General features: G+C 66.3%; 29 protein-coding genes and 1 pseudogene. 22 read left to right on the forward strand and 8 right to left on the reverse strand.

Annotated features, from left to right (window positions below; all coding sequences use genetic code 11):
* Positions 1-140: pseudogene (locus VGH54_RS16910) on the forward strand (nicotinate-nucleotide diphosphorylase (carboxylating)); the annotation flags it as partial.
* Positions 141-181: 41 nt separating this feature from the next.
* Here VGH54_RS16910 and VGH54_RS16915 read toward each other — a convergent pair.
* Genes VGH54_RS16915 through VGH54_RS16925 form a run of 3 tightly spaced genes read right to left on the reverse strand, consistent with a single transcriptional unit; the run spans position 182 to position 2182 of the window.
* Entirely contained in the window at positions 182-1252 is a 1071-nt protein-coding gene (locus VGH54_RS16915) for a hypothetical protein (RefSeq protein ID WP_331513229.1), read from the reverse strand.
* 12 nt (positions 1253-1264) lie between these two features.
* Complete coding sequence (locus VGH54_RS16920; protein WP_331513230.1) at positions 1265-1570, reverse strand: hypothetical protein; 306 nt, start codon at positions 1568-1570, stop codon at positions 1265-1267.
* 45 nt (positions 1571-1615) lie between these two features.
* A complete protein-coding gene (locus tag VGH54_RS16925) occupies positions 1616-2182 on the reverse strand; it encodes a TetR/AcrR family transcriptional regulator (RefSeq protein WP_331513231.1) in 567 nt (188 codons plus the stop codon).
* A 40-nt stretch (positions 2183-2222) separates the two neighbouring features.
* Between VGH54_RS16925 and VGH54_RS16930 the strand changes: the two genes are divergently transcribed.
* Positions 2223-3251 (forward strand): alcohol dehydrogenase catalytic domain-containing protein, encoded by a 1029-nt coding sequence (locus VGH54_RS16930; RefSeq protein ID WP_331513232.1) that lies wholly within the window; start codon positions 2223-2225, stop codon positions 3249-3251.
* On the opposite strand, the gene VGH54_RS16935 is transcribed toward VGH54_RS16930, so the two are convergent.
* On the reverse strand, positions 3248-3658 hold the full coding sequence (locus VGH54_RS16935; protein ID WP_331513233.1) for a nitroreductase family deazaflavin-dependent oxidoreductase: 411 nt from the start codon (positions 3656-3658) through the stop codon (positions 3248-3250). The two genes, VGH54_RS16930 and VGH54_RS16935, sit on opposite strands and share 4 nt — an antisense overlap.
* 83 nt (positions 3659-3741) lie before the next feature.
* Here VGH54_RS16935 and hisD point away from each other — a divergent pair, with 83 nt between their 5' ends.
* The 9 genes from hisD to VGH54_RS16980 all read left to right on the forward strand — a co-directional run bounded on the left by hisD (position 3742) and on the right by VGH54_RS16980 (position 11763).
* The gene (gene hisD, locus VGH54_RS16940) at positions 3742-5070 is read left to right on the forward strand and encodes a histidinol dehydrogenase (RefSeq protein WP_331513254.1); all 1329 of its coding nucleotides are present in this window, start codon (positions 3742-3744) and stop codon (positions 5068-5070) included.
* Positions 5067-6191, forward strand: coding sequence for a histidinol-phosphate transaminase (locus VGH54_RS16945; RefSeq protein WP_331513234.1), 1125 nt, complete (start codon positions 5067-5069; stop codon positions 6189-6191). Before hisD ends, VGH54_RS16945 begins: the two co-directional genes overlap by 4 nt.
* Positions 6188-6802: an imidazoleglycerol-phosphate dehydratase HisB gene (gene hisB / locus VGH54_RS16950; protein WP_331513235.1), complete on the forward strand. Its 615-nt coding sequence runs from the start codon at positions 6188-6190 to the stop codon at positions 6800-6802. Before VGH54_RS16945 ends, hisB begins: the two co-directional genes overlap by 4 nt.
* A complete protein-coding gene (gene hisH, locus VGH54_RS16955; protein WP_331513236.1) occupies positions 6799-7419 on the forward strand; it encodes an imidazole glycerol phosphate synthase subunit HisH in 621 nt (206 codons plus the stop codon). The genes hisB and hisH overlap by 4 nt, the downstream gene beginning before the upstream one ends.
* 1 nt (position 7420) lies before the next feature.
* Positions 7421-8155: a bifunctional 1-(5-phosphoribosyl)-5-((5-phosphoribosylamino)methylideneamino)imidazole-4-carboxamide isomerase/phosphoribosylanthranilate isomerase PriA gene (priA, locus tag VGH54_RS16960; protein ID WP_331513237.1), complete on the forward strand. Its 735-nt coding sequence runs from the start codon at positions 7421-7423 to the stop codon at positions 8153-8155.
* A gap of 7 nt (positions 8156-8162) precedes the next feature.
* Entirely contained in the window at positions 8163-8963 is an 801-nt protein-coding gene (locus VGH54_RS16965) for an inositol monophosphatase family protein (RefSeq protein ID WP_331513238.1), read from the forward strand.
* On the forward strand, positions 8953-9750 hold the full coding sequence (gene hisF / locus VGH54_RS16970; RefSeq protein ID WP_331513239.1) for an imidazole glycerol phosphate synthase subunit HisF: 798 nt from the start codon (positions 8953-8955) through the stop codon (positions 9748-9750). The genes VGH54_RS16965 and hisF overlap by 11 nt, the downstream gene beginning before the upstream one ends.
* A complete protein-coding gene (gene hisI, locus VGH54_RS16975) occupies positions 9747-10097 on the forward strand; it encodes a phosphoribosyl-AMP cyclohydrolase (protein ID WP_331513240.1) in 351 nt (116 codons plus the stop codon). Before hisF ends, hisI begins: the two co-directional genes overlap by 4 nt.
* Positions 10098-10209: 112 nt before the next feature.
* Positions 10210-11763: an HNH endonuclease signature motif containing protein gene (locus VGH54_RS16980; protein ID WP_331513241.1), complete on the forward strand. Its 1554-nt coding sequence runs from the start codon at positions 10210-10212 to the stop codon at positions 11761-11763.
* 40 nt (positions 11764-11803) lie between these two features.
* Here VGH54_RS16980 and VGH54_RS16985 read toward each other — a convergent pair whose 3' ends face one another.
* Positions 11804-12262 (reverse strand): peroxiredoxin, encoded by a 459-nt coding sequence (locus VGH54_RS16985; RefSeq protein WP_331513242.1) that lies wholly within the window; start codon positions 12260-12262, stop codon positions 11804-11806.
* A 59-nt stretch (positions 12263-12321) separates the two neighbouring features.
* On the opposite strand from VGH54_RS16985, the gene VGH54_RS16990 reads away from it, so the two are divergent.
* The 10 genes from VGH54_RS16990 to VGH54_RS17035 all read left to right on the forward strand — a co-directional run bounded on the left by VGH54_RS16990 (position 12322) and on the right by VGH54_RS17035 (position 23067).
* Positions 12322-13863 (forward strand): anthranilate synthase component I, encoded by a 1542-nt coding sequence (locus VGH54_RS16990; protein WP_331513243.1) that lies wholly within the window; start codon positions 12322-12324, stop codon positions 13861-13863.
* A complete protein-coding gene (locus VGH54_RS16995; RefSeq protein WP_331513244.1) occupies positions 13856-14512 on the forward strand; it encodes a TIGR02234 family membrane protein in 657 nt (218 codons plus the stop codon). The genes VGH54_RS16990 and VGH54_RS16995 overlap by 8 nt, the downstream gene beginning before the upstream one ends.
* A gap of 80 nt (positions 14513-14592) precedes the next feature.
* Positions 14593-15411, forward strand: a complete 819-nt coding sequence (gene trpC / locus VGH54_RS17000) for an indole-3-glycerol phosphate synthase TrpC (protein WP_331513245.1) — start codon at positions 14593-14595, stop codon at positions 15409-15411.
* Positions 15412-15453: 42 nt separating this feature from the next.
* Complete coding sequence (gene trpB, locus VGH54_RS17005; RefSeq protein ID WP_331513255.1) at positions 15454-16728, forward strand: tryptophan synthase subunit beta; 1275 nt, start codon at positions 15454-15456, stop codon at positions 16726-16728.
* Positions 16725-17537, forward strand: a complete 813-nt coding sequence (gene trpA / locus VGH54_RS17010) for a tryptophan synthase subunit alpha (protein ID WP_331513246.1) — start codon at positions 16725-16727, stop codon at positions 17535-17537. The genes trpB and trpA overlap by 4 nt, the downstream gene beginning before the upstream one ends.
* A complete protein-coding gene (gene lgt, locus VGH54_RS17015) occupies positions 17534-18772 on the forward strand; it encodes a prolipoprotein diacylglyceryl transferase (RefSeq protein ID WP_414688732.1) in 1239 nt (412 codons plus the stop codon). Before trpA ends, lgt begins: the two co-directional genes overlap by 4 nt.
* A complete protein-coding gene (locus VGH54_RS17020) occupies positions 18772-19200 on the forward strand; it encodes a DUF2752 domain-containing protein (protein ID WP_331513247.1) in 429 nt (142 codons plus the stop codon). The genes lgt and VGH54_RS17020 overlap by 1 nt, the downstream gene beginning before the upstream one ends.
* A 61-nt stretch (positions 19201-19261) precedes the next feature.
* Positions 19262-20680: a pyruvate kinase gene (gene pyk / locus VGH54_RS17025; protein ID WP_331513248.1), complete on the forward strand. Its 1419-nt coding sequence runs from the start codon at positions 19262-19264 to the stop codon at positions 20678-20680.
* Between the two features lie 43 nt (positions 20681-20723).
* Complete coding sequence (locus VGH54_RS17030; protein WP_331513256.1) at positions 20724-21563, forward strand: acyl-CoA thioesterase II; 840 nt, start codon at positions 20724-20726, stop codon at positions 21561-21563.
* 112 nt (positions 21564-21675) lie between these two features.
* Positions 21676-23067, forward strand: a complete 1392-nt coding sequence (locus VGH54_RS17035) for a bifunctional lysylphosphatidylglycerol flippase/synthetase MprF (RefSeq protein WP_331513249.1) — start codon at positions 21676-21678, stop codon at positions 23065-23067.
* A 4-nt stretch (positions 23068-23071) separates the two neighbouring features.
* On the opposite strand, the gene VGH54_RS17040 is transcribed toward VGH54_RS17035, so the two are convergent.
* The 3 genes from VGH54_RS17040 to VGH54_RS17050 form a co-directional block, all read right to left on the reverse strand.
* Positions 23072-23617, reverse strand: coding sequence for a DUF4190 domain-containing protein (locus VGH54_RS17040; protein WP_331513250.1), 546 nt, complete (start codon positions 23615-23617; stop codon positions 23072-23074).
* 93 nt (positions 23618-23710) lie between these two features.
* Positions 23711-24307 (reverse strand): HdeD family acid-resistance protein, encoded by a 597-nt coding sequence (locus tag VGH54_RS17045; RefSeq protein WP_331513251.1) that lies wholly within the window; start codon positions 24305-24307, stop codon positions 23711-23713.
* A gap of 47 nt (positions 24308-24354) precedes the next feature.
* Positions 24355-25680 carry an adenylate/guanylate cyclase domain-containing protein gene (locus VGH54_RS17050; protein WP_331513252.1) on the reverse strand — a complete coding sequence of 442 codons (1326 nt, stop codon included), beginning with the start codon at positions 25678-25680 and terminating at the stop codon, positions 24355-24357.
* A 254-nt stretch (positions 25681-25934) separates the two neighbouring features.
* On the opposite strand from VGH54_RS17050, the gene VGH54_RS17055 reads away from it, so the two are divergent.
* Positions 25935-26406: hypothetical protein (locus tag VGH54_RS17055; protein ID WP_331513253.1), on the forward strand; the 472-nt coding region annotated here is incomplete at its 3' end.

The following is a 26406-nucleotide window of genomic DNA, read 5'->3' on the forward strand; positions in this document are numbered from 1 at the left end:
CACCGGCAACCAAACTCGAGTCCTCGGGCGGGCTTTCACTCGACACCGCTGCCGACTATGCCGGGACCGGAGTGGACTACCTCGCCGTCGGGGCGCTCACACATTCGGTGCGGGTGCTCGACATCGGTCTGGATGTCTAGGGCGAAGCGCCGATAGTCAAGCGCGCGCCCGGGTGCGGTGATCACCACCGTGGCGGTGCGGCGCCGCGCCCGAAACCCCACGTCGACTGGCCCAGTCTTGGTTTGCTCACTTCATCGCGGACTGGCCGAAAATCGGCCTGCAGCAACGGTTCCGCGTCCGATCCTGCGCTGATGGCCGAACAGGGCGCCCTGAATTCGCAGTCACGGCAATGCGCGGCGAACGTCGGGTAGATGGTTGGCCAACTGGTCATATCCACCGCCTCGGCGGCGATCAGCGGTCCCACCGAGGTGATCTCGTGGCGGCTGCGGCGGATGCGAGTGCGACGCAACAGCCCCGCGGTGCGTTGCTCGGTGCGGTTCGTCGCGTCGCCGCGTGATGCCTGAGCCGAAATCCGTTGATGTTGTGGGACCGATCGACCACCACCGCTGGCCTCGTGTTGGGCGACCGCTTTCGGCGCGCGTCTCATCGTCGACCGGGCGGGCGGGAATTCGAGTGGGCCGTCGATGCGCACCTCGTTGTGGATGGTGCCGGCGACCTGGACTCCGATGTAGTCGTGCTCGAACGCCCAACATGCCGCCACCGCCTGCTCGTCGCGGTCCCACCGGTCTACGTCCTGCCACTCGTCGACGATCTGATGGCAGACCACCCAGTACTCGTCGGCGGCGTCGACGGCCACCAGGTCGATCCGGCACGGATAGATCACCGGTGATCCGTCGTGCACCAGCAATCCGCACTCGAGGTCGTCGGGATCGGGGACCAGCGCCTCGACATCGAGGTTGATCTTGACTGGCGCGAAGTCGTCGACCGCAGGCGCCCAGGCGTCATAGCAGTCGAGGACCGCCGCCCCTTGGTTGAGTGACTCGGTTGCGCCGGCGTCGCCCAGCGACCGCTCGAGGGCCTTGTGCACCAACGGCTGGGTCACCTCGTGCTGCCAGTCCCAGGTGCCCGGGTAGTAATACACAGCCAGCGCGTCCTTGAGTGCGGTAGGCAGCGCGGGTTCGACGGCCACGTTGGATCGCAGGTTGCGACGATGCGGCGAGGCGAAATCCCACTGTCGCCGGCAGCGTTTGAACCGGGTGCGCTCCGCCGCGGTGATTCGATAGTCGACCATCTGTCCACTCGTTCAGTGCTGGTGGGCGTGATCAGGCCAAGGCTCGTCTAACGGCCACCGACACCGGTCGGCGGTGTCGGCCATCGACTCGAGCTCGGCGAGCAAGTCGTCGAAGAACGCGCGCAGCCGTTCCGGTTCGTCAAGTGGCCAGGCGGTGGAAATCCACATCCAGACGTCGGGTGCGGCGGGCGCGGAGCGGGTTTCGACGACGGTCAAAAATCGCCAGTCGTAGGAGTCGCCGCGGCGCTCCAGGTACACGAGGTCATCGCGACCGGGGCGTGCCGCCCCGATCGAAGCGAATAATTCATCACGAGTCATGCCTGCGCCCCGTCTGTCCAGGATAGACGCGCCGAGCGCCGCGATCTAGCGGCTGAGCAAGCGGCGGGCTGCCGGTTTGGCGGCTTCGAGTGCGGCCACGTCGCCCGCGATGCGGGACAAGATCAACGCTCCCTCGATCAACGAAATCACGGCAACAGCAACGCTTTCCGCCTCGGTCGCCGACCAGCCATCGGCGCGCAGGCGCTCTTGGATGGCTGTGCACCAGCCGGTGAAGGCGCGGGCCGACGCCTCGCGCACCAGCGCGCTGGCATTGACCGACTCGGTGGCGATCGGCTCGATCGGGCAGCCGTCACGCCGGTCGGCAGTCAGTCCGGCGGCCAGCAGCGCAACCCACCGATCGACGATGTCGGCCACCGGTTGCCCACCGGCCAGAAACCTGCGCAGCAGTTGCTCGATGGCAGCTCCGGTGCCGTCGACGACTGCGGCGGCCAATTGCTGCTTTCCCCGCGGAAAGTGGTGATACAGCGAACCCGGCTTTACCGCCGCCTCGTCCAGGATCTGGTTGAGCCCGGTCGCCGCGTACCCCTGGCGGCGGAACAGCGTGGCCGCGGTGTCGATCAATGCGGCCCGGCTGCGGTCTGGTCTTGGCACGCTGTTGACAATACTTGAGTAATCACTCAAGAATGCTGGAATGAAGCAACTGACGTTCGAAGAGGCCGGCCGATACGGATGGCGCGATGTCGCCGACCCGAAGATCACTCAGCCGCAGCAGGCGTTGGTCCGGCCGTTGGCGGTGGCCTGCTGCGACCTCGACGTCGCGGTAGCGCGGGAAACCGCGCCGCTGCCGCCGGGGTATGCGGTCGGACATGAAGGCATCGCGGAGGTCGTCGCGGTCGGTGACGCTGTTTCGGGGTTCAAGGCGGGTGACCGGGTGGTCGTGCCGTTCCAGCTCAGTTGCGGGACCTGCCGCGAATGCCGCCGCGGTGTGACCAGCTCATGCGGTTCGCTGCCGTTGATGGCGATGTACGGGCTGGGCCCGCTCGCCGGCCTGGACGGCGGCGGATTCATGTCCGATGTGGTGCTCGTCCCATACGCCGACGCGATGTTGATTTCGCTGCCGGAGACTGTCGACCCGATCGCGGTCGCCTCGCTCTCGGACAACATCCCCGACGGCTGGCGCGCGATTGGCCCGTTCAGGGCGGAACTGGCCGGCCTCGAGCCGCTCGATCGTCGCGTGCTGGTGATCGGCCGGCTGTCGATCGGGATGTATGCGGCTGCACTCGCCGCGGCGCTGGGCTGGCATGTCGATTACGTCGACACCGACCCGGGCCGGCTCGCCGCGGTGGAGAAACTCGGCGCGGTCGTTCACGATGCCACCAGGCCGGACAAATCCTGGGACCCTTACCCGGTCACCGTGCACACCTCCGGTGATCCGGCACTGTTGACGGCGGCACTGCGCGCGACCTGGCCAGACGGCGTGTGCACCGATACCGGGATCTACTTCCAGCCGACCGTCGAGATGCCGATGCTGCGGACCTACACGCGAGGTGTGCGCTTTATCACCGGGCGGGTCAGCGCCCGTGCCGTCATCCCGGAGATCCTGGACGTGCTGGCCGGTGGATGCGACCTGCTGCCGGTCGTCGAGCGCGTCGTGCCGTGGGAGGACGCACCGTCGGCCTGGCCGACGATGGCCGGCAAGACGGTCTTTACCCGCGCTTAGGCGATGTCGCCGACGAAGACCGCGACCCGGCCGAGCTGCTGGCGGGCCAAGAAGGGCAGCCCCGCGGCGTCGCTGCCCGGGGGCAGCACCCGCGGGTTGGTGATGTGCACGTCCTTGCGGATGAAGTGCACGTCGGCTTCGCCCGCAGCCAGCACGTTTTTGACCCAATCGGTCTTGCCGTGGGCCAGTGCGATCGCCAGCACGTTGCCCTTGCGGTAGGCGGTGACGATGGTTTCGTACTGCTTGCCGGAGGTGCGGCCACGGTGCTTGATCACCGAGAACGTCGGAAGGTAGCGCGCGATCGGCTTGACCAACGGGTTGAAGTACTTGGTTTGGAAGTTCTCAAACCAGACCGGGAAGAGCATCGGGATGCCCGGGGCGTTGTTGGGATGGTCCTTTCGGGACATGAAGACTCCGTTTTCGTCGAGTGCGGCCACACTACCGGTCCGATATGCAGTTGCCCTGCTCTGGGACAATGGTTGACGTGACTGTGATGGCGCGCATCGACCTGCGGGGTGCAGACTTGTCCACCGCCCGACTGCGGGCGGCGTTGCCCCGCGGCGGAGTGGACGTGGAGGCCGCCCTGTCGACGGTGCGACCGATCGTCGACGCGGTCGTGGATCGCGGCGCGGAAGCCGCGCTGGACTACGGCGAATCGTTCGATGGGGTGAGGCCGTCGACGGTCCGGGTGCCCACTGTCGAGTTGGACGCCGCGCTGGCCGGCCTGGACCGCGATGTCCGGGCCGCGCTCGAGGTGGCGATCGAACGCACCCGCGCGGTGCACGCCGATCAGCGGCGGTCCGATGTGACGACGACCCTGGGTCCTGGCGCCACCGTCACCGAGCGGTGGGTTCCGGTCGACCGTGTCGGGCTGTACGTGCCCGGCGGCAACGCCGTGTACCCGTCCAGCGTGGTGATGAACGTGGTGCCGGCGCAGGCCGCCGGTGTCGGCTCGCTGGTGGTGGCCAGCCCGCCGCAGGCCCAGTCGCAAGGGCGGTTCACCGGCTTGCCACACCCGACCATCTTGGCGGCCGCGCGGCTGCTCGGCGTCGACGAGGTATGGGCGGTCGGGGGGGCCCAGGCGGTGGCGCTGATGGCGTACGGCGGCGTCGACACCGACGGCGGCGAACTGCTTCCCGTCGACATGATCACCGGGCCCGGCAACATCTACGTAACTGCGGCCAAACGGCTCTGCCGCTCGCGGGTGGGCATCGACGCCGAAGCCGGGCCGACCGAGATCGCGATCCTGGCCGATGACACCGCCGACCCGGCGCACGTCGCCGCCGATCTGATCAGCCAGGCCGAGCACGACGAAATGGCCGCCAGCGTCCTGGTGACGTTCAGCACCGCGCTCGCCGACGCCATCGACACCGAGGTGGCCGCCCAACTGCAAACCACCGTGCACCGTCAGCGCGTGACGACCGCGCTTGCCGGGCGGCAATCGGCCATCATTCTTGTCGACGACATCGACGCCGGTATCCGCACCGTCAACGCCTACGCCGCAGAACATTTGGAGATCCAGACGGTAAACTCGGACCAGGTTGCCGCCCAGATCCGTTCGGCCGGCGCCATCTTCGTCGGGCCGTATGCGCCGGTCAGCCTTGGCGACTACTGCGCCGGCTCCAACCACGTCCTGCCCACCGCGGGTAGCGCCGCGCACTCCAGCGGCCTGTCGGTGCAGACCTTCCTGCGGGGCATCCACGTCGTGGACTACACCGAGGCGGCGCTCAAAGACGTGTCCGGGCATGTGATCACGCTCGCCGACGCCGAAGACCTGCCCGCGCACGGTGAGGCGATCCGGCGGAGGTTCGAGCGATGACCAACCGGCCGTCGCTCGACGACCTCCCGCTCCGCCAAGACCTGCGCGGCAAGTCGCCCTACGGCGCACCGCAGCTGGCCGTTCCGGTGCGGCTGAACACCAACGAGAACCCGCACCCACCCAGCACGGCGCTGGTTGAGGACGTCGTCGCCTCGGTGGGCGAGGTGGCCGTCGACCTGCACCGCTATCCGGACCGCGACGCAGTGGCCCTGCGCGCCGACTTGGCCGCCTACCTCAGCGTGCAGACCGGGGCCCGGCTCGGTGTCGAAAACCTCTGGGCGGCCAACGGCTCCAACGAGATTCTGCAGCAGCTGCTGCAGGCCTTCGGCGGTCCCGGTCGAAGCGCGATCGGCTTCGTCCCGTCGTATTCGATGCACCCGATCATCTCCGACAGCACCCGCACCGAGTGGATCCAGACCGCGCGCGCCGCCGACTTCAGCCTCGACGCCGACGCCGCGGTCGCGGCGATCGTCGAGCGCCGACCTGACGTGGTGTTCGTCACGAGCCCGAATAACCCGACGGGACAAAGTGTTTCGCTGGCCGATCTGCGACGGCTGCTCGATACGACGCCCGGAATCCTGATCGTCGATGAAGCGTACGGCGAGTTCTCCGCGCAGCCCAGCGCGGTCGCGCTGGTCGAGGAGTACCCGACCAAGCTCGTCGTGAGCCGCACAATGAGCAAGGCCTTCGCCTTCGCCGGCGGGCGGCTGGGTTACCTGGTGGCCACGCCCGCGGTGATCGAGGCGATGCTTCTGGTTCGGCTGCCATATCACCTATCCGCGCCCACCCAGGCCGCTGCCCGGGCGGCGCTCCGGCACGCCGACGACACGCTCGGCAGCGTCGCGACGCTGATCGCAGAACGGGAGCGGGTGACAACGGCGTTGAGCGGCATGGGTTTTCAGGTCGTTCCCAGCGACGCCAACTTTGTGCTGTTCGGCCGGTTCGCCGACGCGCCCGCCACGTGGCAGCGCTACCTCGACGCCGGTGTCCTGATCCGCGATGTAGGCATTCCCGAATACCTGCGCACGACGATCGGGCTGGCCGACGAGAACGACGCATTCCTGGCGGCCAGCGCAGAGCTGGCTGTCACCGAGTTGGCCCAGCCCTTAGGAGCGTCATGACCGCCGGTCGCCGCGCGCGCGTTGAGCGCACCACCAAAGAATCCGAGATCGTCGTCGATCTCGACCTCGATGGCACCGGAGTCGTTCATGTCGACACGGGTGTCCCGTTCTACGACCACATGTTGACCGCGCTGGGTAGCCACGCCAGCTTCGATCTGACTGTGCGCGCCAAGGGTGACGTCGAGATCGAAGCGCACCACACCATCGAGGACACCGCGATCGTGCTCGGTCAGGCGCTGGGCCAGGCGCTCGGCGACAAAAAGGGCATTCGCCGGTTCGGCGACGCCTTCATCCCGATGGACGAGACGTTGGCGCACGCCATCGTCGACGTCTCGGGCCGGCCCTACTGCGTACACACCGGCGAGCCGGATCACCTGCGGCACACCACGATCGCCGGTAGCTCGGTGCCGTATCACACCGTGATCAACCGGCATGTGTTCGAGACATTGGCGAACAACGCCCGCATCGCGCTGCATGTGCGTGTTCTCTACGGTCGCGACCCACACCACATCACCGAGGCCCAGTACAAGGCGGTGGCCCGCGCATTGCGGCAAGCGGTCGAGGCCGATCCCCGGGTGTCCGGTGTGCCGTCCACCAAAGGCACTCTGTGAGAAGTAAATCCGTTGTGGTGCTGGACTACGGCTCCGGCAACCTGCGTTCGGCTCAACGTGCGCTGCAGCGCGTCGGCGCCGGGGTCGAGGTGACGGCCGACCTTCGGGCAGCCGCAGCGGCCGACGGGCTGGTGGTGCCGGGCGTCGGCGCCTTCGAGGCGTGCATGACCGGGCTGCGCGGGATCAACGGCGAGCAGGTGATCGCCGAGCGGATTGGCGCGGGGCGGCCGGTGCTGGGCGTGTGCGTCGGCATGCAGATCTTGTTCGCCCGCGGCGTCGAATTCGGCATCGAGAGCAACGGCTGCGGCCAGTGGCCGGGCGCGGTGACCCGGTTGGATGCACCGGTGATCCCACACATGGGCTGGAACGTGGTCGCGGCCGCGCCGGGCAGCGCGCTCTTCAAAGGCCTGGACGCCGACGCGCGGTTCTATTTCGTGCACTCGTATGCGGCGCAGCGGTGGGAGGGCGGGCCCGAGGCGCTGCTGACGTGGGCCACCCACGGGGTGCCTTTCCTGGCTGCCGTCGAGGATGGTCCGCTGGCCGCCACCCAGTTTCATCCCGAGAAGAGCGGGGATGCTGGAGCGGCCGTATTGAGCAATTGGGTTGAGGGGTTGTGACGTGCCGTTGATTTTGTTGCCCGCCGTCGACGTCGTCGAGGGCCGGGCTGTGCGCTTGGTGCAGGGCCGGGCCGGCAGCGAAACCGAATACGGCTCAGCGCTGGACGCTGCGCTGAACTGGCAAGGCGACGGCGCCGAATGGGTGCACCTGGTCGACTTGGACGCGGCGTTCGGTCGTGGCTCCAATCGCGAACTGCTGGCCGAGGTGGTCGGCAAGCTCGACGTCAATGTTGAACTCTCCGGCGGTATTCGCGACGACGACTCGCTGGCCGCCGCACTGGGGACCGGCTGCGCCCGAGTCAATCTCGGGACGGCCGCGCTGGAAAACCCGACGTGGTGTGCACGGGCGATCGCTGACCACGGCGACAAAGTCGCGGTAGGTCTGGACGTGCAGATCGTCGACGGTGATCACCGGCTGCGCGGCCGCGGCTGGGAGACCGACGGCGGAGACCTGTGGGAAGTGCTGGAACGCCTTGACGGCGAAGGATGTTCGCGTTTCGTTGTCACCGATGTCACCAAAGACGGCACGTTGACCGGACCCAATCTCGACTTGCTGCGCACCGTCGCCGAGCGCACCGATATTCCGGTGATCGCCTCGGGTGGCGTGTCGAGCCTCGACGATCTGCGCGCCATCGCGACGTTGACCGGCAGCGGCGTCGAAGGTGCGATCGTCGGCAAGGCCCTCTACGCCGGACGATTCACTTTGCCCCAGGCGCTGTCAGCGGTGGCGGGCTAGGGCCGCAATGGATCTCGACGCACTGGTGGCCGAGGCGTCGGCGATCCTCGACGTCGCGGCGAAGCCTTTCGTCGCCGGCCATCGAGCGGATTCCGCGGTCAGCAAACGCGGCGACGATTTCGCCACCAAGGTCGATCTAGCCATCGAACGCCAAGTGGTCGACGCGCTGGTGTCGGCGACGGGAATCCCGGTGCACGGCGAGGAGTTCGGTGGCGCAGATCTCGACTCGCCATGGGTCTGGATCCTCGACCCCGTCGATGGAACGTTCAACTACGCTGCCGGGTCGCCGATGGCGGCGATACTGCTGGGCCTGCTGCACGACGGCGATCCGGTGGCGGGATTGACCTGGTTGCCGTTCATGAACGAGCGCTACGCGGCGGTGTCGGGCGGTCCGGTGATGAAAAATGGTGTGCCGCAACCGCCGCTGGCCCGCGGTGAGCTGACCGAATCGATCATCGGGGTCGGAACCTTCAACGCCGATTCGCGTGGCCGGTTCCCCGGGCGGTACCGGTTGGCGGTGCTCGAGGAGCTCAGCCGGGTGTCGTCGCGGATGCGGATGCACGGGGCCACCGGCATCGATCTCGCCTACGTCGCCGACGGGGTTCTCGGCGGCTCCATCAGTTTCGGTGACCACGTGTGGGATCACGCCGCCGGTGTGGCCCTGGTACGGGCCGCCGGTGGTGTCGTCACCACCCTGGCCGGAGACGAGTGGACACCGGATTCGCGTTCCGCGCTGGCCGCCGCCCCCGGTGTACACGCCCAGTTACTCGAGATGCTGCACACGGTCGGACGACCCGATGAGTACTGAATCCGCCTGCGGCACCAGCCTTGCCGTGCGTGTCATCCCTTGCCTCGACGTCGATGCCGGCCGGGTGGTGAAGGGTGTCAACTTCGAGAACCTGCGCGACGCGGGCGATCCGGTCGAACTCGCCGCCGCCTACGACGCTGAAGGGGCCGACGAGCTGACCTTTCTCGACGTGACGGCGTCGTCGTCGGGACGGGTCACCATGCTGGAGGTGGTCCGCCGCACCGCCGAGCAGGTGTTCATCCCGCTGACCGTCGGTGGTGGTGTACGAACGATCGCCGACGTCGACGTGTTGTTGCGGGCGGGAGCGGACAAGGTGTCGATCAACACCGCCGCCATCGCGCGCCCGGACCTGCTGGCCGAAATGGCGGCCCAATTCGGCTCGCAGTGCATCGTGTTGTCAGTCGACGCCCGGACCGTGCCGGACGGCTCGGCTCCCACCCCGTCGGGCTGGGAGGTCACGACCCACGGCGGACGGCGCGGCACCGGCATCGACGCGGTGGAATGGGCGGCCCGCGGTGCCGACCTGGGTGTCGGGGAGATATTGCTCAACTCGATGGACGCCGACGGCACCCGGGCCGGGTTCGACCTGCCAATGCTGCGGGCGGTCCGGTCGGCGGTGACGGTGCCGGTGATCGCCAGCGGCGGCGCAGGTGCGGCCGAGCATTTCGCGCCGGCGGTGGCCGCAGGTGCCGATGCGGTGTTGGCCGCCAGCGTGTTTCACTTCCGGCAATTGACCATCGGCCAGGTGAAACAAGCCATGGCCGCAGAAGGGATCACCGTGCGATGACGCTCGATCCCGATATCGCGGCGCGCCTCAAACGCAATGCCGACGGCCTGTTCACCGCGATCGTGCAGGAGCGCAGCAGCGGCGACGTGCTGATGGTCGCGTGGATGGACGACGAGGCGCTGGCCCGCACGCTGGAGACCCGCGAGGGCACCTATTTTTCGCGGTCCCGCGGCGAACAGTGGGTCAAAGGCGCCACCTCCGGCCACACCCAGCGGGTCCATTCGGTACGGCTGGACTGCGACGGCGACGCGGTGCTGCTGGTGGTGGACCAGGTCGGCGGCGCCTGCCACACCGGCGACCACAGCTGCTTCGACGCCGACGTGCTGCTGGGGCCTGACGACCAGTGACCGGCTGCCGGGTGACGGCGCGTTATCCACAGTTGGGTATTCCTCCACAGGCCGACCCTTCGCGAGCCTGCCTAAAAGTTTGAGGTCTGTGGAGGCACCTAAGGTCGAAATCATGTTCGACAACGCGCTGCCGGGTCTTGAGGACCTGAAGCACGCCGATGACTCGGTGGTGGTGGCCGCTATCACCGGTTGGGCGCGGGTGGAGGCCGCCGCTGCAGCCCGCCGTCTCGCTGCCATAGCCGAGCTGGTGAGCCGCCGGGTCGAAGGCGGCTCTCCCGAGAGCGGGCGGTGGTCGTGCGACAATTGGGATGCAATGGCCGCTGAAGTCGCTGCCGCACAAGGCGTTAGCCACGGCATGGCATCAGGTCAGATGTATCTGAGCGTGGCATTACGTGACCGGCTGCCTCGAGTAGCCGAGCTCTTTACCGAGGGGATGATTAGCTACGGGTTGGCGCGGACGATCGCCTGGCATACCGACCTGATCAAAGACCCGGAGGCGTTGCGGTTGGTCGATAAGACCATCGGCGAGGTCGCCGCAATTTTCGGGCCGATGTCGGTCAACAAGACCGTGCAAGCCATCGAGGCGATTGTGGACCGCTACGATCCGGGCGCGCTGCGCCGCACCCGTGCCACCGCGCGCAGCCGCGACGTGGTGATCGACCCGTCCGCTCAACAGTCCGGCACCGCAGGAATGTGGGGCCGACTCTTCGCGACAGACGCGGCCGTGCTGGATCGGCGGCTTATGCAGATGGCGCATGAGGTCTGCGACGACGACCCGCGCACCATCGCGCAGCGCCGCGCCGACGCGTTAGGGGCGCTGGCCGCGGGAGCCCAACGGCTAAAGTGCGCTTGCGACAACGCGGATTGCCCGGCTGGTGCCGAAGGCGACCAACGCCGTACCGGTGTGCTAATACATGTCGTCGCCGAAGCGTCGGCGGTGAACGCGCAACCCGATCCGCACCTCTCGGGCGATCCCACGCCGCGACCGATCGCGGCCGGCGCACCACTGGTGCGGCCCCCTGATCCGGAACCCGAGCCATCGGGGGGCTGGGCGGCCAAACCGCCGGCCGCACTCATCACCAGCGGTGGGGTGGTACCCACGCCGCTACTGGCGGAGCTGATCAGAGGTGGTGCGAAGCTCCAGCCGTTGTGGCATCCCGGCGACGCCCCACCGGAATCGGGGTACCGGCCGTCGGCCGCACTGGAACGGTTTGTCCGCTGTCGGGATTTGACCTGCCGGTTTCCCGCCTGCGATCGACCCGCCGAGTTTTGCGATGTGGACCACACGGTGCCCTACCCGCTCGGGTCGACGCATGCTTCGAACCTCAAATGCCTTTGCCGAAAGCATCACCTGGTCAAAACATTTTGGGCAGGCGTCAACGGCTGGCGCGATGAACAACTACCCGACGGCACAGTCATCTGGACCGCCCCGACTGGGCAGCAGTACACGACTCGCCCGGGGAGCCGCCTGCTGTTCCCCAGCTTATGTCTGCCGACCGGCGAATTGCCTTCTGTCCCAAGGGTAGATCGACTACCCGGCGGCCGGGGCGTCATGATGCCGGTGCGCCGGCGAACGCGGGAGCAGGTCCGTGCGGGCCGCATCGATGCCGAGCGCGCGCTGAACAGCGCCCATATCGCCGAACGTAACCAGCCGCCGCCCTTCTAGCGATGATCTAGCCGGCCGGTCTCCAGTCGGTCGGCAGCCCCTACCGCCGCGCCCGTAGCGTCTGCAGCGCCTTGTCGGCGTGGCTGTCCATGCTCAGCTCGCTGGAGATCACGTCAAGCACGGTGCGATTGGTGTCGATGACGAAGGTGGTCCGTTTGACCGGCATCAGCTTGCCCAAAAGCCCGCGCTTGACCCCGAATTGGTTGGCGATCGCGCCGTCGGTGTCGGACAGCAAGGGGTAGTCGAAACCTTGCGTTTCGGCGAATTCCGCCTGCTTTGCGACGGGATCGACGCTGATGCCGACCCGGCTTGCCCCGACTGCGGCGAATTCTTGAGCCAAGTCTCGGAAATGGCAGGCTTCCTTGGTGCACCCGGGCGTCATTGCTGCCGGGTAGAAGAACAACACGACGGGCCCATCGGACAGCAGCGCGGTCAGCTTGCGCGGGGTGCCAGCTTGGTCGGAAAGCTCGAAGTCAGCCACGGTGTCGCCAGTTTTCATGGCCGTCACGCTACGCCAGTGCGATCGGAGTCGACCCAGCCATCTGGGAAGATGGCTGGGTGCAAGCCAACCTCGCCGACACCACCACGTCGCGGGAGCATTTCCGCGCGCTGGCCGCCGAGCATCGGGTGGTGCCGGTGACCCGCAAAGTGCTGGCCGACGCCGAGACTCCGCTATCCGCGTACCGCAAACTCGCCGACAACCGGCCCGGCACTTTCCTGCTGGAGTCGGCCGAGAACGGTCGATCGTGGTCGCGATGGTCGTTCATCGGTGCCGGCGCGCCGTCGGCGTTGACGGTGCGTGACGGCCAGGCGGTATGGCTGGGCGCAGTGCCGCATGACGCGCCGACCGGCGGCGATCCGCTTCAGGCGTTGCAGGAGACGCTGGAGCTGCTGGCCACCGCCGCGCTGCCCGGTCTGCCGCCACTGTCCGGTGGGATGGTCGGATTCTTCGCCTACGACTTGGTCCGACGGCTGGAGCGGCTGCCGGAGATCGCCGTCGACGACCTCAACCTGCCGGACATGCTGCTGCTGCTGGCTACCGACCTGGCAGCCGTCGACCACCACGAGGGCACCATCACGCTGATTGCCAACGCGGTCAACTGGAACGGCACCGATGAACGTGTCGACGAGGCCTACGAGGACGCGATTGCGCGGTTGGACGTGATGACCGCCGCGTTGGGTCAGCCATTGCCCTCGACCGTCGCGACATTCACCAGGCCAGAGCCGGTCCACCGTTCGCAACGCACGGTGCAGGAGTACGACGCGATCGTCGAACGTCTGGTCGGTGAAATCGAGCGCGGCGAGGCATTCCAGGTGGTGCCCTCGCAGCGTTTCGAGATGGACACCCACGTCGAGGCGATCGACGTATACCGGATGCTGCGCGTGTCGAACCCCAGCCCGTACATGTATCTCCTCCATGTGCCGAATAATGAAGGGGGAACAGCGTTTTCGATCGCCGGTTCCAGCCCTGAAGCACTCGTGACCGTGCAGGACCGTTGTGCGACGACGCACCCGATCGCGGGAACCAGATGGCGTGGCGATACCGACGAAGAGGATCAGCTGCTGGGAAAGGAGCTGCTGGCCGACGAGAAGGAACGCGCCGAGCACTTGATGCTGGTCGACCTGGGCCGCAACGACCTGGGTCGCGTGTGCGTGCCGGGCAGCGTTCGGGTCGAGGACTACAGCCACATCGAGCGGTACAGCCACGTCATGCATCTGGTCTCCACGGTCACCGGGATGCTCGCCGAGGGGCGCACCGCCCTGGACGCCGTGACGGCCTGCTTCCCGGCCGGCACCTTGTCCGGCGCCCCGAAAGTGCGCGCCATGGAATTGATCGAAGAGGTGGAGAAGACCCGGCGCGGCCTCTACGGCGGCGTGATCGGCTACCTCGATTTCGCCGGCAACGCCGACTTCGCGATCGCGATCCGCACTGCGCTGTTGCGCGACGGCACGGCCTACGTGCAGGCCGGTGGCGGGGTGGTGGCCGACTCCAATGGGCCCTACGAGTACACCGAAGCCACGAACAAGGCACGCGCGGTACTCAGCGCGATCGCCGCCGCAGAGACCCTGACCGCCCCGGATACCGATCGGGATGGCTGACGCCCAGCCCGCCGCGGCGGGCAGGCTGACCATCCGGATCGCGCAGATCCTGTTGGTGGCCTCGGCCGTCGGCATGTGGGCGGCCTCGCGACTGGCCTGGGTCGACCTGCGGACCTTCGACGGGCTGAGTCCGCCGAAGCTGACCACGCTGTCGGGTGCGGCCTGGTCGTCAGCCCTGCTCCCGCTGGCCCTGGTGCTGTTGGCTGCCGCCGTCGCCGCGCTGGCGGTGCGGGGTTGGGCATTGCGGGTGCTCGCGGTGCTGGTCGCCCTCGCCAGCCTGGCGGCGGGATATCTGGCGGTCAGCACGCTGGAGATCCCAGACGTCGCGGCGCGGGCGGCCGAACTCGCGCGGGTGCCGCTGGTCGAGCTGGTGGGCAGCAAGCGGTATAACCCGGGCCCGGTAATCACCCTGATGGCCGCCGTCTGCACGCTGATCGGCGCGGTGCTGCTGATGCGTGCGGCGACGTCGGCCCGCGGCACCGCCACGAAATATCTGACGCCCGCCGCCCGCCGGGCGGCGGCAACGCGCGACGACGAACCCATGTCGGAACGGATGATCTGGGACGAGCTGGACGAGGGTCGCGACCCGACCGAGTCGTCGTCGCCGAACGACGATCCACCGCCCGAACCAGACACCGAGGGTCGGTGACAAACGGTGCGTCGGCGCTCGCTACCCTTCGAAGGACGCCGACGACAGTTTCGGGGCGCCCGGGGAGAGGAACCGACCGCATGACTTCGGCAAGCGTGCTCGACTCCATTATCGAGGGAGTCCGTGCCGACGTCGCCACTCGTGAAGCTTCCGTGAGCATGGCCGAGATCAAGGCGGCGGCCGAAGCTGCACCGGCACCACGTGATGTGTTGGCAGCGTTGCGCGAGGCCGGCATCGGAGTCATCGCCGAGGTCAAGCGGGCCAGCCCGTCGGCCGGCGAACTGGCGTCGATCTCCGACCCGGCCGCGTTGGCGCGCGAGTACGAGGATGGTGGCGCGCGGATCATCAGCGTGCTGACCGAAGAGCGCCGCTTTCACGGCAGCCTGGACGATCTGGACGCGGTGCGTGCGGCGGTGTCGATACCGGTACTGCGCAAGGACTTTGTGGTCGGGCCCTACCAGATTCACGAGGCCCGCGCGCACGGCGCGGACATGCTGCTGCTGATTGTCGCGGCGCTGGACCAGCCGGCGCTGGAGTCGATGCTGGAGCGCACCGAGTCGCTGGGTATGACAGCACTGGTCGAGGTGCACACCGAAGAGGAAGCCGACCGGGCGTTGCAGGCCGGAGCCCGGGTCATCGGTGTCAACGCCCGCGACTTGAGAACGCTGAGGGTCGATCGAGATTGCTTCGCGCGCATTGCTCCCGGGCTACCGTCCGACGTGATCCGGATCGCCGAGTCCGGTGTCCGGGGCCGGGCCGACCTGCTGGCCTACGCCGGCGCAGGCGCCGATGCGGTGCTGGTCGGCGAAGGTTTGGTCACCAGCGGCGATCCGCGCGCGGCCGTCGCCGACCTGGTCACCGCTGGTAAGCATCCGTCGTGCCCCAAGCCGTCCCGCTAGCCCGGCGAACCCGATGAGCCGCTTGCACGTTGAGCGTTCATGATGGCAGACACCTCGCACCCCGAACTTCCGCGTTCCAGCGCCGCGATCGCTGAACCCACTCACTACGATCCAGACTCCCGTGGTCATTTCGGTGCGTATGGTGGCCGGCTTGTCGCCGAGGCCCTGATGGCCGTGATCGAGGAAGTCACTGCGGCTTACGAGAAGGTGCGCACCGACCAGGCGTACCTGGACGAGCTCGACAGATTGCAGACGCACTACACCGGCAGGCCGTCGCCACTGTACGAGGCCGCCCGCCTCAGCGGGCACGCCGGTGGCGCAAGAATCTTCCTCAAGCGAGAAGACTTGAACCACACCGGTTCTCATAAGATCAACAACGTGTTGGGCCAGGCCTTGCTGGCTCGCCAGATGGGCAAGACACGAGTGATCGCCGAGACCGGGGCCGGCCAGCACGGGGTTGCCACCGCGACGGCGTGCGCGCTGCTCGGTTTGGACTGCGTGATCTACATGGGCGCGGTCGACACCGAGCGACAAGCACTCAACGTTGCCCGGATGCGGCTGCTCGGCGCCGAGGTGGTGTCGGTCGAATCGGGCTCGAAAACTCTCAAGGACGCCATCAACGAAGCGTTCCGCGACTGGGTTACCAACGCCGACGACACCTACTACTGTTTCGGCACCGCCGCCGGACCGCATCCCTTCCCGACGATGGTTCGCGACTTCCAGCGGGTGATCGGACTCGAGACGCGCGTGCAGATCCAGGATCAAGCGGGCCGACTGCCCGACGCCGTCACCGCATGCGTCGGCGGGGGATCCAACGCGATCGGCATATTCCACGCGTTCCTCGACGACCCCGGTGTCCGGCTGGTCGGCTTCGAGGCGGCTGGCGACGGCGTCGAAACCGGCCGTCACGCCGCGACATTCACCGGCGGTTCGCCGGGCGCGTTTCAGGGATCGTTTTCGTTTCTGTTGCAGGACGAGGATGGGCAGACCATCGAATCGCATTCGATCTCGGCAGGCCTGGACTATCCCGGTGTCGGCCCCGAGCATGCGTGGCTGCGGGATAACGGACGGGCGGAGTACCGGCCGATCACCGACACCGAGGCGATGGACGCGTTCCGTCTGCTGTGCCGGACGGAAGGCATCATTCCGGCGATCGAATCGGCGCATGCGGTGGCCGGTGCGATCAAACTGGGCGTCGAGATGGGCAGCGGGGCAATCATCGTGGTGAACCTGTCCGGCCGCGGCGACAAAGATGTCGAGACAGCAGCGAAGTGGTTCGGCCTACTCGACAACAAATCGGACAACGGGCACTCATGACCGTCGAGCAGAGCGCGAAGAGTGGCCTGGCAGCACTTTTCGGTGCCTGCCATGGTGAAGATCGTGCGGCGCTGATCGGGTATCTGCCGACCGGATATCCCGATGTCCCGACGTCGATCGATGCGATGAAGGCGTTGACCGAATCCGGTTGCGACCTCATCGAGGTCGGTGTGCCGTATTCGGATCCGGGTATGGACGGCCCGACGATCGCGAACGCGACCGAGGTCGCACTGCGTGGGGGAGTCCGGGTCCGCGACACCTTGGCGGCCGTCGAGGCGATCAGCGGGGCCGGCGGTCGTGCCGTGGTCATGACGTACTGGAATCCGGTGCTGCGCTACGGAGTTGACGCATTCGCGCGTGACCTGGCCGCGGCGGGCGGGTCCGGTCTGATCACCCCGGATCTGATTCCCGAAGAGGCCGACGAGTGGCTGGTGGCGTCGGACCAATACCGGTTGGACCGCATTTTCCTGGTCGCGCCGTCGTCGACTCCGCAGCGTCTGGCCGCCACGGTCAAAGCATCGCGTGGTTTCGTCTATGCCGCATCGACGATGGGGGTGACCGGTGCCCGCGACGCGGTGTCGAACGCGGCGCCGGAATTGGTGGCCAGGGTCAAAGAGCTTTCCGATATTCCCGTCGGAGTCGGGCTGGGCGTTCGGTCCCGAGAGCAGGCGGCCCAGATCGCCGGCTATGCCGACGGTGTCATCGTGGGTTCGGCGCTCGTCTCTGCGCTCACTGATGGGTTGTCGACGATGCGTGCGCTAACTGAAGAACTCGCCGCCGGTGTGCGCCAGAGGAATTCCACATCATGACGACGACGGTCATCGCATATTTCCCGAGCCCGCCGCAGGGAGTGTGGCACCTCGGCCCGATCCCGCTGAGGGCCTACGCCCTGTTCATCATCCTCGGGATCATCGCCGCGCTGCTGATCGGTGACCGACGTTGGGCGGCGCGCGGCGGCGAGCGCGGCGTGATCTACGACATCGCGCTGTGGGCCGTGCCGTTCGGCCTCATCGGTGGGCGCCTGTATCACTTGGCGACCGACTGGCGCACGTATTTCGGCGATGGTGGTGCCGGACCGATTGCGGCGCTGCGCATCTGGGACGGCGGGCTGGGAATCTGGGGCGCCGTCGCCCTTGGCGGTTTGGGCGCCTGGATCGCCTGCCGGCGTCGTGGCATTCCGCTTCCGGCGTTCGGCGACGCGATCGCACCCGGCATCGTTCTCGCGCAGGCGATCGGCCGGATCGGGAACTACTTCAACCAAGAGCTGTTCGGCCGAGAGACCACGATGCCGTGGGGTTTGGAGATCTTCTACCGTCGCGACCCGGCCGGATTCGTCGACGTGCATTCGCTCGACGGGGTGTCGACCGGGCAGCTCGCGATGGTTGTCCAGCCCACATTTCTTTACGAATTGCTATGGAACCTGCTGGTATTCGCGATCCTGATCTTCCTGGACCGGCGGTACGCCATTGGCCACGGCCGGCTTTTTGCGGCCTATGTCGCGCTGTACTGCGTCGGGCGATTTTGCATCGAGCTGCTCCGCGACGACACCGCCACGCATATCGCGGGCATCCGGGTCAACTCCTTTACTTCGATGTTCGTCTTCATCGGCGCGGTGGTGTATCTGATTCTGGCGCCCAAAGGTCGCGAAGATCCGGCGACGCTCAGCGGCTCGGCGGCTGAGTTGCTGGAACCCGATTCGATCGACGACGCCGACGATGCAGCGCCGGAAACGACGGCGGCGGCCGAGACGACGTCACCTGTCGGCCCCGCCGAGGACGCAGAGAAGACCGACACGCCCGCGGTCGACGAACCCGACGTCGAACCTGAGGCCGTCGAACCTGAGGCCGTCGCGGGCGGCACCGGTGCCGCCGAAGTCGACCCGCCCGAGGTCGATGTGGCCGCAACCCCTGAGCCGCACGACGCCCCGGAGGCCGCGGATGAGGCCGCGGACGAGCCGGCAGGCCACGATGCCGAGCCATCTGCCGACGACGACGATTCCGACCCGGAGCCGACCGACTCGAGCGCGTCCAAGCCGGACCACTGATGTCCAGTCCGGCGCAGCACGGGCCTGCTGAGCGCTGGTATCGACACCACCCGTATGCCCTGCTGGGATCGGGCGCGATTCTGGCCGGCGCACTCGGCTACATCGGATTGGTCGACCCGCATAAACCCGGCTCGTTTTTTCCGCAATGCCCGTTTCGGCTGCTTACCGGGTTGAACTGCCCCGGCTGCGGCGCGCTGCGCATGACCCACGACGTCCTGCACGGTCACCTGGTCGCGGCGATCAACGACAATGTCCTGGTCCTGGTGGGCATCCCGCTGCTGGCCGGGTGGGTTCTGCTGCGCCGACGCAGCGGAGAGTCACCGATGACACTCCCGGCGACCGCAACCGTCGTGATCACACTGCTGGCCTGGACAATAGTGCGCAACCTGCCGGGATTCCCCTTGGTTCCGACGCTGCTCACCCATTAGCCGGCTGCTCGATCCGGAACTGACGCGAGATGCTCAGCTAGCGCGACTATGCTGACTGGTCGTGGCAAGACGCGGAAAGATCGTCTGTACTCTCGGTCCGGCCACCAGCTCTGACGAGGCGGTCCGGGCGCTGGTCGAAGCCGGAATGGACGTCGCCAGAATGAACTTCAGCCACGGCGATTACAGCGACCACAAAGCGTCCTACGACCGGGTGCGGGCCGCCTCTAACGCCACTGGGCGCGCCGTCGGCGTGCTCGCCGACCTGCAGGGCCCCAAGATCAGGCTCGGCCGTTTCGCTGACGGCCCGACCTACTGGGCTGACGGCGAAATCGTTCGGATCACGGTTGCGGACTGCGCAGGCAACCACGACCGGGTTTCGACCACCTACAAGCAGCTGGCCCAAGACGCGCTGCCCGGTGACCGTGTTCTGGTTGACGACGGCAACATCGGTTTGCTGGTCGATCATATCGATGGCGACGACGTCGTATGCCGGGTTACCGAGGGCGGCCCGGTCAGCAACAACAAGGGAATGTCGTTACCCGGGATGAGTGTGTCGGCGCCCGCGTTGTCCGAAAAGGATGTCGACGATCTCGAGTTCGCCATGCACTTGGGCGTTGACATGGTGGCGCTGTCGTTCGTCCGTTCTCCGTCGGATGTCGAGCTGGTTCACGAGGTGATGGACCGGGTCGGCCGGCGGGTGCCGGTCATCGCCAAACTCGAGAAGCCAGAGGCCATCGACAACCTCGAAGCGGTCGTGCTGGCCTTCGATGCGGTGATGGTCGCCCGGGGCGATCTGGGTGTCGAGCTGCCGCTGGAAGAGGTGCCACTGGTTCAGAAGCGCGCCATCCAAATGGCAAGGGAGAACGCCAAACCCGTGATCGTGGCGACCCAGATGCTCGAATCGATGATCGAGCACTCGCGTCCGACCCGGGCTGAGGCTTCCGACGTTGCGAACGCGGTTCTCGACGGCGCCGACGCGGTCATGCTGTCCGGCGAAACCTCGGTCGGTAAGTACCCATTGGCCGCGGTCCAGACGATGGCCCGGATCATCTGCGCCGTCGAAGAGAATTCGACGGCCGCCCCGCCGCTGACACACGTCCCGCGCACCAAGCGCGGAGTGATCAGCTACGCCGCCCGCGATATCGGCGAAAGGCTCGACGCCAAGGCGCTGGTCGCGTTCACCCAGTCCGGGGACACCGTTCGGCGACTGGCCCGCCTGCACACGCCGCTACCGTTGCTGGCGTTCACCCCACTGCCCGAGGTGCGCAGCCAATTGGCCATGACCTGGGGCACCGAGACGTTCATCGTCCCGATCATGCAAACCACCGACGGCATGATCCGCCAGGTGGACAAATCGCTGCTGTCGCTAGGCCGCTACCGGCGCGGCGACCTGGTGGTCATCGTCGCGGGCGCGCCCCCGGGCACCGTGGGCTCGACGAACCTGATTCATGTGCACCGCATCGGTGAAGAGGACGTGTAGCTCAGCTGACTAGGCTGGGCCGGTGTCTGACTTCGACGAGCTGATGGCGGTGCTGGACCTGCACCAGAAGGGCGACGACATCTTCGTCGGAACCCACCCCAGCAAGAACCCGCCTCGCACGTTCGGTGGGCTGATGATGGCGCAATCCTTTGTGGCCGCGGCCCGCACCCGCACCCGCGATCTGCCGCCCAACTCGCTGTCCGCACACTTCATCAACGGTGGCGATACCGACAAGGACATCGAATTTCACGTCGTCCGGTTACGCGATGAACGGCGCTTTGCCAACCGCCGCGTCGAGGTGACGCAGGACGGCACCTTGCTGGCGACGGTGATGATCTCCTACCTGGCCGGCGGCCGCGGTCTCGAGCACAACGTCGAACCCCCCGACGTCGCCGACCCGGAGGCGTTGCCGTCGGTCACCGAGCAGTTGCGCGGCTACGAGGAGACCGTCCCACACTTCGTCAACGCACTACAACCGATCGAATGGCGTTACACCAACGACCCGTCTTGGGTGATGCGCGAAAAAGGCGATCAGCTGGATTTCAATCGGGTCTGGGTCAGGGCTGACGGCTCGCTGCCCGACGACCCCGTATTGCACTCCGCCACACTGCTTTACTGCTCCGATACCACTGTGCTGGACTCGATCATCACGACTCACGGACTATCGTGGGGATTCGACCGCATCTTTGCCGCGACCGTCAATCATTCGGTCTGGTTTCACCGGCAGGTGGATTTCAACGATTGGGTGTTGTACTCCACCTCTTCGCCAGTGGCGACCGATTCGCGTGGGCTGGGGAGCGGCTACTTCTTCGATCGATCCAGGCGCCCAGTAGCAACCGTGGTCCAAGAAGGCTTAGTCAAATACTTCCCGCATAAAAGCTGATGGGACGGGCGGAAACCGCCCGGCGGCATTCGATTTCGCCTACTACGCCGATGCCGGTCTTAAGCGTATCGTCGATGGTGGGGTCTGGTGAGTGAGCCAGCCGGAGGTACGCGTGAAAGAGTCGCCGCTCGGTCTCGCGCCTGGGGTCCGCTCAGGTAAGCAAGTACTTCACGTCAATTCACGCGCTGCGCGCCGGATAAGCGCGACGGTCCTTCTCGGCGCGACATGGTTGATCGCGATGATCGTGCGCGCCGACGTCCAGGCGGGCCGGCACCCGACCGACCGGCTGGAGTGGTCGGTGACCGTGCTGGTCGCGGTCGCCTTCGTCGTACGTGGTCTCTTCCTGGGTCGCCCGGTCACAGCTCGGCACGCAGCCGTTGCGGCCATCGCGCTGTTCGCCGGGATTGCCGCGCGGGTGCTGACTTTCGATCTCCTCGGCGGCGCGCTGATCGCTGGATCCGGTCTGGCTCTCATGTGGCCGATCGCGGCGCGACGACAGCCCGGCGACCTGTCTCGGGTGTGGGCCTTGATCAATGCCACCACTGGCGACCCGTTGGCGCCATTCGCGATGCAGGACGGCAAGTGTTACCTGTTCAGCGACGACGGCCGGGCGGCACTCTCGTACCGGACGCGTATCGGCTACGCGGTTGTCAGCGGGGACCCCGTTGGCGACGAGGCCCAGTTCCCCCGTCTGATCGCCGATTTCGCCGCTCATTGCCACGACCATGGCTGGCGAATCGTGGTGCTGGCGTGTAGCGAACGCCGCCTTCAGTTGTGGGGCGATCGCAGAGTATTAGGTACATCGTTGCGGCCGATACCGATTGGCCGGGATGTCGTGATCGACGTGGCCGATTTCACGATGGCCGGGCGCAGGTTCCGCAACCTGCGTCAGGCGGTTCAGCGCACCCACAATTCCGGGATCACCACCGAGATCATCGCGGAGCAGGACCTCGACGACAGACAGGTGGCTGAATTGGCCGAGGTATTGCGGGCCTCGCCCAGCGGAGCGCATTCCGATCGGGGATTCTGCATGAGCCTGGACGGTGTTCTGGAGGGTCGATTCCCGGGGATACAACTGGCTGTGGCGCGAGACAAATCGGGACGTGCACAGGGATTTCACCGGTACGCCACAGCCGGTGGCGGCAGCGAGATCACCCTTGAAGTGCCGTGGCGGCGGCGCGGCGCGCCCAACGGAATCGACGAACGACTCAGCATCGATATGATCAATGCCGCTAAAGATGCTGGCGCACAACGACTATCGCTTTCCTTCGCGGCTTTTCCAGAGCTTTTCGACGAGCAGGACCGAGGCCGCATGCAAGCAACCTTCTACTGGCTGATCCACCGCCTTGACCCGTTGATCGCGCTTGAGTCGTTGTATAGATATCTGCGCAAATTTCACGCAACAGGTGAACGGCGTTACGCACTGGCGTCTCTCACACAACTGGTGCCACTGATCTGCGTGCTGTTGTCGCTGGAGCTCGTGCCGCGACGACGCGGCCTGTAGCGAGCTAGCGGGTCGGTACCGGAGTCAACGTCACGCTTAACCGGTCTTGCACGCTTCGCCGAAACTGGTCGGCGCACTGCTGCTGCAAGACATGGTTGGAGCCGGCTTTCTGCGTGCAGTCGATGTAATCTCCGCCGCGGACGTCCTTCCAGACCGTCGTCCAAATCGCGATGAACGCCAAGCCGACGACGACTGCCAAGCCGCCCAGCACGATGCCTGCGATCGCGACCCCGCCGTTGTTGGCGGTGCCACGCCTGGCGCGTGCATGCGCGAGGAAACCGAAGACGACCGCGGCAATTCCCAACGCGATGGGGGCGAAGACCGTTGCGACGCTGAGAAGCCCGACGACGGCCAGCGCCAGCGAGGCGATACCGAGCCCATTCTTGGGTGCCACCGGCGGTTGTGGGCCACCGCCGTAGCTCGGAGACGGTGGGTAACCCGGCGGGTACGAGCCGGGCTGAAGCTGGTTGGGGTAGGGGTACCACGGCCCGATTTGCGGTGTAGCCCCGGCATTGTCCCGTCTGTCCGGCATATCCGGAGATCCGGTCATGGCTCGCTCTCTCATTGCGGGGCGTAGACGGCTGGTAGCCAGAATGATCGCCGGCACAACCTCATTGCTCGTCCGCAGGATGTGCCGCGCCGGTCACGCCGCTTTTGGTGGTCCGGCCGCCAGAGTCTTCTCCAGTCTCCTGGAGGCATTGCGGATGCCGACCGAGGACGCGATCTCGAAGGCACCGATGACGATCAGCCAGATGGCGACGACCAATGTCAGGATCTCAATTGATTCCAGGGGAGACCCAAGCATCACGATGCCGGCCAGCAGGCTGACCACACCGACGAAGATCTGCCAGCCACGGCCGGGCAGGTGAGGATCGCTGATGGCCGAGATTGACGTTGCCACACCGCGAAAGATGAAGCCCACACCGATCCAGATGGCCAGCAGCAGAATCGCATAGCCCTGGCCGAAATGCCGAAAACACAGCACCGCCAAAACCAGCGAAGCGGCGCCGCTGATGAACGAGAGCACTCGTCCGCCGGCGGTGACGTGCAGGCTGAACGCGAAGAAGACTTGCGCGGCACCGGTGACCAGCAGGTAGATGCCGAAGAGGGCAGCCGCGATGACGATGGAATGTTCCGGCAGAACGTATACCAGGATGCCAAGGGTGAGCGACAAAATCCCGGATAGCAGGGTCGACTTCCATAGATGCGGCAACAACTTTGGAACAGCAGTGGTTTCCATACCTGAATTTTCCCACAAACGGCCATCGTGGTGGGAGGTTTGAGCCGTCAGACCCCGACTCTCTGGGGTGCCTCGGCGGCGATGTCGCCGGATCCGGTGTCTGGTTTGCGTCCGATGAGATACCAGGTCCGCATCACGCCTTTGCCCTTGATTTGAACGACGCCCCGCTCCTGGAGCACGAAGTCGTCTTTCAGCCGTCGGTAGACGTCCTCGGGCACCTGGATCCGGCCGACGGAGTCAGTGGTTTCCATCCGGGATGCGACGTTGACCGCGTCCCCCCAGACGTCGTAGAAGAACCGGCGCGAACCCACCACGCCCGCGACGACGGGTCCGCTGGCCAGCCCGATCCGCAGCGGCAGCGCATCACCGCGCGCATCCTTCAAAAGGCTTGCGGCTTCGGCCATGTCGAGCGCTAGGGCCGCCAGCGCCTCGACGTGATCGGCTCGCGGCTGGGGTACGCCGCTGACCACCATGTAGGAGTCGCCGCTGACCTTGATTTTCTCCAGGCCGTGCTTGTCGACCAATGCGTCGAAGTCGCCGTAAAGCCGGTCGAGGAAAAGGATTAGCTGATCCGGTTCCATCTCACTGGCCCGCTCGGTGAAGCCGGCGATGTCGGCGAACAGCACTGAGGCGTCGTCGTACTTATCGGCAATGATGTTGCGCGCCGGGTCCTTTAGCCGGTCGGCGACGCTGGCCGGCAAGATGTTGGCCAGCAGTGCCTCGGATCGTTCGTACTCCAATTCCATAGCCGCTTCGGCGCGAACGATTTCGCGTACCGAATACCACACCGTCGTTACGACCATCACACAGGCCGAGATCGTGGTGACGACGAAGCTCAACGACAAGGCCCAGACCGGTTGTGCGCCGGTGTCGCGGGGGACCAGGAACTGCAAGGTGATCACCATGCCGGCGGCGATGGCGGCCAGAATCGAGGCGAGAAAAATGCGATCGACACCCAGCTGCAGCACGATAAGGCAGGCCGCGACCAGGAAGTAGAACTGCAGTCCCGAGCCGGTGCCGACGAACCAGCAGATGGTGAAGATCGAGACGTAGGCCGTTCCGATGAAGGTCAACGGCGGGAGCAGCTCGCCGAAGCGGTGCAGCAACGGGATGCTGGCGTAGATCGCGGCGCCGACGATGTTGATGATGCCGGTCCACCACATCGTGGGTGCAGCGAGAATCTGGACCAACCCGAAGCCGGCGCTGACGAACACCGCCATCGACGCGGTGAGGTTCAGGATGCGGCGGCGACGCGCAATGCGCTCGGAATACACCTGGCTACGGGCGCGTGGCTGCGCCCGCACTGCCTCCACACAGTCCGGTGATCGCCGCGAACCTGCTGGTTGTTGGGCGGCGCACCGCCTAGCCACCACAGCAAAAGCCTAACGGCTAGATAGAACGCCGTGTGGTGCCCTCGGCGAGATTCACCGGTAGTCCGGTCCTTCGGAGGTTATCTCCGAATCGTCGGCGATCAACAGCGTCCGTCAGTTAGTCTCTGCTGGCTCCGGTCGGCACGGAGGCGACAACCCGCAGCGATCAGGACGATCGACGCTACGCGGCGCGGACGTTAGCTTCGTGAGGCTTCAACGCCCGCAAATTCAGCACCCAGAACTACTGGAGTCCCCCTATGAGCAGCGTCCACCGCAACCACCGCACCACGCGCCAGGCCCGTCGCTGGGGGGTCGGAATCGGCACGGCCACTGCCGCTGCCGCGATGATCGGGATGGGTAGCGCCCACGCCGACACCCCCGACGACGTCATCGGCCAGGCGGTCCTAGACCTGAACCAGGGGGCAGCGGTCTTGGACGCAGCTCCCACAGCTGACCTCAGCGCGAAACAAGCGGAGGACTTAGCCAATCAAGTCACACTTTCAAGCCAGCTGGACTCGGCACTCGATCAGTTGCGGTCGGCTCAAGACGGCCTGTCCGCGGCTGATCAAACTTTCCTGGGAAACGTCGACGAACAGCTTGTCTCCGCTTCCCAGAACATCCTCTCGGCTGACCAGGCGTTCGTCGCCGCTGACCAAGCTGGAGACCTCAGCGGCAGCGGCTTCGCCTCGGCGGACCTGACACTGATCGAAGCCGATCTGGGGTTTCTCC

This window comes from Mycobacterium sp. (assembly GCF_036488105.1).
Lineage (GTDB): Bacteria > Actinomycetota > Actinomycetes > Mycobacteriales > Mycobacteriaceae > Mycobacterium.

Coding starts and splice junctions, on each gene's coding strand:
- VGH54_RS16915 (WP_331513229.1), bottom strand. CDS start 1,252: ATGGTCGACTATCGAATCACCGCGGCGGAGCGCACCCGGTTCAAACGC.
- VGH54_RS16920 (WP_331513230.1), bottom strand. CDS start 1,570: ATGACTCGTGATGAATTATTCGCTTCGATCGGGGCGGCACGCCCCGGT.
- VGH54_RS16930 (WP_331513232.1), top strand. CDS start 2,223: ATGAAGCAACTGACGTTCGAAGAGGCCGGCCGATACGGATGGCGCGAT.
- VGH54_RS16935 (WP_331513233.1), bottom strand. CDS start 3,658: ATGTCCCGAAAGGACCATCCCAACAACGCCCCGGGCATCCCGATGCTC.
- VGH54_RS16945 (WP_331513234.1), top strand. CDS start 5,067: ATGACCAACCGGCCGTCGCTCGACGACCTCCCGCTCCGCCAAGACCTG.
- hisB (WP_331513235.1), top strand. CDS start 6,188: ATGACCGCCGGTCGCCGCGCGCGCGTTGAGCGCACCACCAAAGAATCC.
- VGH54_RS16965 (WP_331513238.1), top strand. CDS start 8,163: ATGGATCTCGACGCACTGGTGGCCGAGGCGTCGGCGATCCTCGACGTC.
- hisF (WP_331513239.1), top strand. CDS start 8,953: ATGAGTACTGAATCCGCCTGCGGCACCAGCCTTGCCGTGCGTGTCATC.
- hisI (WP_331513240.1), top strand. CDS start 9,747: ATGACGCTCGATCCCGATATCGCGGCGCGCCTCAAACGCAATGCCGAC.
- VGH54_RS16980 (WP_331513241.1), top strand. CDS start 10,210: ATGTTCGACAACGCGCTGCCGGGTCTTGAGGACCTGAAGCACGCCGAT.
- VGH54_RS16985 (WP_331513242.1), bottom strand. CDS start 12,262: ATGAAAACTGGCGACACCGTGGCTGACTTCGAGCTTTCCGACCAAGCT.
- VGH54_RS16995 (WP_331513244.1), top strand. CDS start 13,856: ATGGCTGACGCCCAGCCCGCCGCGGCGGGCAGGCTGACCATCCGGATC.
- trpC (WP_331513245.1), top strand. CDS start 14,593: ATGACTTCGGCAAGCGTGCTCGACTCCATTATCGAGGGAGTCCGTGCC.
- trpB (WP_331513255.1), top strand. CDS start 15,454: ATGGCAGACACCTCGCACCCCGAACTTCCGCGTTCCAGCGCCGCGATC.
- trpA (WP_331513246.1), top strand. CDS start 16,725: ATGACCGTCGAGCAGAGCGCGAAGAGTGGCCTGGCAGCACTTTTCGGT.
- lgt (WP_414688732.1), top strand. CDS start 17,534: ATGACGACGACGGTCATCGCATATTTCCCGAGCCCGCCGCAGGGAGTG.
- VGH54_RS17020 (WP_331513247.1), top strand. CDS start 18,772: ATGTCCAGTCCGGCGCAGCACGGGCCTGCTGAGCGCTGGTATCGACAC.
- VGH54_RS17030 (WP_331513256.1), top strand. CDS start 20,724: ATGGCGGTGCTGGACCTGCACCAGAAGGGCGACGACATCTTCGTCGGA.
- VGH54_RS17040 (WP_331513250.1), bottom strand. CDS start 23,617: ATGACCGGATCTCCGGATATGCCGGACAGACGGGACAATGCCGGGGCT.
- VGH54_RS17045 (WP_331513251.1), bottom strand. CDS start 24,307: ATGGAAACCACTGCTGTTCCAAAGTTGTTGCCGCATCTATGGAAGTCG.